The organism is Erysipelatoclostridium sp. DFI.2.3 (assembly GCF_019132535.1).
Lineage (GTDB): Bacteria > Bacillota_I > Bacilli_A > Erysipelotrichales > Erysipelotrichaceae > Clostridium_AQ > Clostridium_AQ innocuum.
In genome coordinates this window covers 1-5,891 of the sequence record NZ_JAHOOJ010000046.1, presented here as the reverse complement: position 1 = coordinate 5,891, position 5,891 = coordinate 1, and the positions used below count along the sequence as shown (strand labels likewise).

The following is a 5,891-nucleotide window of genomic DNA, read 5'->3' as shown; positions in this document are numbered from 1 at the left end:
GGACACACCTGTTCTCATCCCGAACACAGAAGTTAAGCATATCAGCGGCGACAATATCTGGACTGGCTCCAGTGAAGATAGCACGCTGCCAGGTAATCTGACTCATCTTACGATGGGTCTTTTTTTGTTTGGAATTTCTTTGTTGCTATAAGCGTCAGGTATCAGGAATGCATAGCATACCGTAGGTGTAAAATACATAGGTTTAAGGAAAGCTGTATTGTGGAATCCCAAGGAAGCAGCATTGAAAAAATATTGGGAACATTCAACTAATATAGCAATTCCATGCTATAATAGAACATATCATTTTTATTGAACATGATTTAAAAGAATAAAAACTGATGGTATTATGAAAAGACAGGTGATGAATATGAGTCAGAAAGTGTTATTAGGTTTATCAGGTGGGGTAGATTCTGCTGTTGCGGCATATCTGCTGAAGGAGCAGGGATATGATGTGACCTGTGCGTTTATGCGGAACTGGGATTCCTTTGCAAATAATGATATCATGGGAAATCCTACGATTCAGGATGATGTATGTCCGCAGGAACAGGATTATCTGGATGCCAAGGCGGTTGCGGATAAGCTGGGGCTTCCATTGCTTCGCGTGGATTTTGTAAAGGAATACTGGGATCATGTATTCACGTATTTTCTGGAGGAATATCGGAAAGGAAGAACACCAAATCCGGATATTTTGTGTAATAAGTATATAAAGTTCGATGCCTTTATGGACTATGCAAGAAGGCTTGGCTTTGATACCCTGGCAACGGGTCATTATGCTCAGGTGGATCATAGCGCTGAGGAATCCCGCATGCTTAGGGGTGCTGACAATAATAAAGATCAGACATATTTTCTCTGTCAGGTTTCGCAGGATGCACTGCGGCACTCCATGTTTCCCATCGGACATATGGAAAAGCAAGAGGTGCGCGAAATTGCAGAGCGCATGGAGTTGAACAGTGTTGCAGAGAAAAAGGATTCTACAGGTATCTGCTTTATCGGAGAACGCAATTTCAAGGAATTTTTAAAGAACTATTTGCCGAGCCGGGATGGAGATATTATGGATATCAAAACACTGGAGGTCGTTGGAAGACACAGTGGTGTGTTGTACTATACGATCGGACAGCGAAAGGGTCTTGGCATTGGAGGCAATCGCGGACCGTGGTTTGTGGTTGGCAAGGATGTACAAAAAAACATTTTGTATGTGACAAACGGGAGTGAAAGTGACTGGCTGCATTCCGATAGCTGCATTGTATCCGGTGTCAACTGGTTCTCCTCTGAAAGGCCGCAGGGGGATTATGTTTGTACGGCGAAATTTAGGTACCGGCAGCCGGATAATGATGTTATCCTGCGCTTCATAGATGAAACCACTGTGTTTTTACGCTATCCGCAAATGGTCAGCTCTGTGACAGCAGGCCAGGAAGCGGTATTTTATCAGAAGGAAGAATGCCTGGGCGGGGGAGTGATTGAGGATGTATTCAAGGAAGGAATCAGCTTGCAGCACCGTATCGCAGGGAGAGTCAATAATGGAAACTAAACCAGCTGTTTACAGCTTATCCATTGGGCGTATGCTTGCCCTGCTTGTGCATTATTTTGCAGGCTATCTGTATGTATACCGTATCGTTGCGACAAAAATTACGCTTGCCGTTGAACCTGGGGCAACGATTCTGCTGCCATGGGTGCAGCTGCTGATTTACGTATTTACTGCCGGTGTAGCCATCTTGCTTGCGTGGCCGGTTCTACGGGATTCCTGGATGAAATTTCGCAGGAATACAGGGGCGAATCTGAAAATGAGTGCCTATCTGATTGTGGTCATTCTGGCTGTAAATATGCTGCTGTCTTTGCTGATTGGACTTTTGACGCAGACTGGAAACAGCGTCAATCAGGAAGAGATTCGCAATGCCAGTACAGTGTTACCACTGATGACAATTTTGTCAACGTGTGTATTTGCGCCGATTATTGAGGAAACGGTGTTTCGTGCAGGGGCTTTTTCCTGCCTGCGAAGCAGAATCGGATTTTGGGCAGCTGCAATCATCAGCAGTATCCTGTTTGGGTCCATCCATATCGTGGATTCACTTCTTGCAGGAAATCTGGTGGATGTCAGCTATCTGCTTGTATATGCCGGAATCGGAATGGTTCTGGCCTACGGATATGAAAAAAGCTCTTCCTGTCTGGTACCCGGTATGGTACATGCAGGAAATAATATCATATCCATGCTTTTTATGCTTTTATAAGAATAACTGAGGTAAGTGAATGGATGAAGAAGAAATCATATTGAAAGCAAAGCATCTGCATACAATTTTTCGCAATGATACCAATGGATATACCGTTGCGAAATTTGTTACCTATGATGCAAATGAAGAAGATTTTACAGCAACCGGATATTTCAGTGAGCTGAATGAGGATGTGCTGTACAAGCTGCATGGGGATTATGTGGATCATCCCCGCTATGGAATGCAGTTTCAGGTTGCGGCCTATGAGAAAATGATGCCGAACGATGAAAGTACGCTGATCCGTTATTTTTCCAGCTCTCTGTTTCCCGGAATAGGAGCGCAGACAGCGAAGTCCATCGTAGAAGTGCTTGGAGAGGATGCCATCGAAATCATAAAAGAAAATCCGGAGGCTTTGAAACAGATTACAACGTTAAACGCAAGAAAGCGTGCCTCCATCATTCAGGGAATCATGGAGCATGAAGAGGCAGATGACTCTGTTGTTTTCTTTACGCGAATGGGGATCAGTGTCAAAACCATCATGAAGATGGAGGCTGCCTATGGTGATGCGATGATTTCCATGGTTAAGGAAAACCCATACCGTCTGATTGAGGAAATCGACGGGATCGGCTTTAAAACTGCGGATAAGCTGGCAAAGGAGCTGGCGTTTGCGGAGGATCATCCCTACCGCATCAAGGCTGTCATATTATCCTGTGTGCTGGATTTATGTATGGCAAGCGGGGATACCTATACAACGCTGGAACAGATACAGAAACGGTTCTGTAAGGAATTTGATGCAGCTGTGGAGATTGCTCCCTATTTGGAGGAGCTGGAGCTGGATCGCCTGATCATGATTGAGGATGGCCGCATATATCATCATACACAATATGATGCGCAAAACGGCATTGCTTCCTTTCTTGCTGGGTTTCCTTATCGTGAGTCAGAAGAGGAAGTTTCATTTGATGTAGAGGATATCGGGATTATGGAACAAAAATTTCATATCCGCTATGAAGATAAACAGAAGGAGGCGATTACTGCCTTTTTCAAAGAGCCCTTTCTGATTCTGACAGGCGGACCGGGAACCGGAAAAACGACGATTGTAAAGGGTATCCTGGATTTATATCAGCGCTACTATCCATCCGATACAATAGCGCTGTGTGCTCCGACCGGACGGGCAGCCAAACGGCTGAGTGAGCTGAGCTCAACGGCGGCAACGACGATTCACTCCCTGCTGAAGTGGGATTTGGAAACGAACACCTTTCTGGTGAACGACAAGGACCCGATTCAGGCTGATTTACTGATTATTGACGAATTTTCCATGGTGGATCAGTGGCTGTTCTATCACCTGCTGAGAGCCTGCCGCATGGTGAAAAGAATTGTTGTGATTGGAGATGAGGATCAGCTGCCCAGTGTCGGCTGCGGGTGTGTTTTGAAGGATTTGATTGAGAGCGCCTGTTTTCCGCTGGTACGTCTGAATAAGATTTTCCGTCAGAGTGAGGGAAGTGATGTCGTGACACTGGCACACCAGATTCGGGAGGGCTCGGCTGATATTCTGGACCATGCAAAGGATATCGCATTTTTCCCCTGTCAGAATTATGAGGTTCGTGATCTGATTCTGAGTGTGGTATCCAATGCACTGGACAAGGGCTATGATCCAAAGGAAATACAGGTGCTGGCGCCGATGTATGGCGGTGTTGCCGGTATTGATGCTCTGAACAATGCCCTACAGAAAATGATGAATCCATCCGATTCATATAAAAAAGAGCTGAAGGTAGGCTATCGTCTGTTCCGTGAACATGACAAGATTCTGCAGCTGAAGAATCAGCCAGAGGATGAGGTGTACAACGGAGATATCGGAGAAATCATCGAAATCAGCTACCGCGATGACAACGTGCATCAGAAAAACTGCATCACGGCGGATTTTGACGGTGTTCTTGTTGAATATAGCGGGGAACAGATTTACAATATCACGCATGCCTATGCGACCTCCATCCACAAGGCACAGGGCAGTGAATATGCAATTGTCATTATGCCGATAGTAAAGGATTATCGCTATATGCTGCAGAAGCGTTTGATTTACACCGGTGTTACCAGAGCAAAGCGAAGTCTGGTGCTGCTCGGTGATAAGGAGGTGTTCCTGCATGCGCTGCGCGTGGAGGACCGCCATGTGCGTAGGAGTACACTGCAGGAAAAAATAAAAGAAATGATGGGATAACAGACAGGACAGTATCCATACTATCAGTGATAGGAGTGATACTATGAACAAGTGTGTTGTCGCAGGCCTGATGGGCCTGGCTGTCGGTATGTATATCGGTTACAGTCAGGAAGAGGGCATTGAGGATCTTTGCCGTGAATCCAGAAGGAAAAAGAAAAAAGTTATGAAAAAAATGCATAAGACCTACGATCACCTGTGTGATTGTATGGATCTGGATTAACCCCGTCGCGGGTTTTTCTTTTATGAAAGTATCGCATGTTCTGGATTCACTGGCACGTGGCTGCCGGAAGCTGCTTGTTCCTCTCGCCGCTTTTCTGTTGCTGGTTTTACTGTCGAAGCAGCTGCAGCTGTATGATTGGATTGTTGATATTTATAAAAGCTGTCTGCCGGTCCTGATGGGGATTGTCATTGCCTTTCTGCTGCAGCCTCTGATTGACCGCTTGCAGCAGCATGTTTCTCAAAAGCTTGCCGTCATGCTCGTATATATCGGAATTGCGCTTGTTCTTGCTGTCTTTGTTATCGGAATGATTCCCATTATTTATAAGCAGGTTATGGATTTTGCAGAAGTGGTGCCGGTGTGGATGAGGCATCTGGAGGGGTTTCTGGATCGCTATCACATCGCTATCGGTAATTTGGAGACTTTGAAGGAGAAATATTTGCAGGAGGGCTATATTATCGTTATCGATTCTTTGCGTAATACGATGCATACTGCTACAAATTATGGAATTGCATACATCACCGCATTTTTCATATCCATTGATTTGGATTTCTGGAAGCGTACAGCAAAAAAGGTGATTCCCAACCTGCATCAGTTTTCTACCTTTTATCTAACAATGAGTAATATTGTATACCAGTATCTGGTTGGAACCTTTCTCGATATCCTGTTTATTGTTGTCACGGTGGGTATCACGCTTTATATCTTTGCCTTTCCCAATGCATTGCTGTATGCAGTCATTCTTGCATTACTGAACCTGTTTCCCTATGTGGGGGCGACATTCGGTCTGATTCTGATTGCTATTGTCGGTGCCCTGAGCTATCCGGTTTTTCCGTTTCTGGCCTTTGCTATCGTATGGACGATACAGCAGATTGAATCCAATTTCATTCAACCGATGATTTTCAACCGTACGATGCATGTGCGTCCAATCCTAACCTTTGTTTTTATCTTTCTGTCCGAAGCTCTCTTCGGGGTTGTCGGTGTTATTTTATCACCGATATTTGCGGCGATTGCACAGATTGCCTTTCGCAGCTGGCTGCATTCCAAGACCAGCGATAAGATTGGAGAATGGGAGGATATCTGGCAGGATTTTGATGAGGCGATGCAGGAGGAGAATTATGATTAAATTATGCTTAAATTGCTGAAGTGAAAAGTTAAATTCCACTTTCAAAAGGCGAATAAAAAATGTGGAACTTTCTTCTACAAAAGTCTATACAGAGCATAAATATAGCGTTAGAAAGGGTTTCAAATAGGTAGAAGT

Annotated in this window: 5 protein-coding genes; all 5 read left to right on the top strand. The window is 44.8% G+C overall.

Going from position 1 to position 5,891, the window contains the following annotated elements:
- The first annotated feature begins 367 nt into the window (after nucleotides 1-367).
- The 5 genes from mnmA to KSZ58_RS22205 are packed head-to-tail and all read left to right on the top strand — an operon-like array spanning nucleotide 368 to nucleotide 5,756.
- On the top strand, nucleotides 368-1,528 hold the full coding sequence (mnmA, locus tag KSZ58_RS22225; protein WP_008817104.1) for a tRNA 2-thiouridine(34) synthase MnmA: 1,161 nt from the start codon (nucleotides 368-370) through the stop codon (nucleotides 1,526-1,528).
- Entirely contained in the window at nucleotides 1,518-2,225 is a 708-nt protein-coding gene (locus KSZ58_RS22220) for a CPBP family intramembrane glutamic endopeptidase (protein WP_008817105.1), read from the top strand. The genes mnmA and KSZ58_RS22220 overlap by 11 nt, the downstream gene beginning before the upstream one ends.
- Before the next feature lie 19 nt (nucleotides 2,226-2,244).
- Nucleotides 2,245-4,416, top strand: a complete 2,172-nt coding sequence (locus KSZ58_RS22215; RefSeq protein ID WP_009270291.1) for an ATP-dependent RecD-like DNA helicase — start codon at nucleotides 2,245-2,247, stop codon at nucleotides 4,414-4,416.
- A gap of 43 nt (nucleotides 4,417-4,459) precedes the next feature.
- Nucleotides 4,460-4,636 carry a hypothetical protein gene (locus tag KSZ58_RS22210; protein WP_002609272.1) on the top strand — a complete coding sequence of 59 codons (177 nt, stop codon included), beginning with the start codon at nucleotides 4,460-4,462 and terminating at the stop codon, nucleotides 4,634-4,636.
- A 22-nt stretch (nucleotides 4,637-4,658) separates the two neighbouring features.
- On the top strand, nucleotides 4,659-5,756 hold the full coding sequence (locus KSZ58_RS22205; protein ID WP_009270292.1) for an AI-2E family transporter: 1,098 nt from the start codon (nucleotides 4,659-4,661) through the stop codon (nucleotides 5,754-5,756).
- The last annotated feature ends 135 nt before the right edge of the window (nucleotides 5,757-5,891 follow it).

Bases quoted from the DNA above. Each gene is read 5' to 3' on its own strand.
- mnmA (WP_008817104.1), top strand. From the start codon at position 368: ATGAGTCAGAAAGTGTTATTAGGTTTATCAGGTGGGGTAGATTCTGCT.
- KSZ58_RS22220 (WP_008817105.1), top strand. From the start codon at position 1,518: ATGGAAACTAAACCAGCTGTTTACAGCTTATCCATTGGGCGTATGCTT.
- KSZ58_RS22215 (WP_009270291.1), top strand. From the start codon at position 2,245: ATGGATGAAGAAGAAATCATATTGAAAGCAAAGCATCTGCATACAATT.
- KSZ58_RS22210 (WP_002609272.1), top strand. From the start codon at position 4,460: ATGAACAAGTGTGTTGTCGCAGGCCTGATGGGCCTGGCTGTCGGTATG.
- KSZ58_RS22205 (WP_009270292.1), top strand. From the start codon at position 4,659: ATGAAAGTATCGCATGTTCTGGATTCACTGGCACGTGGCTGCCGGAAG.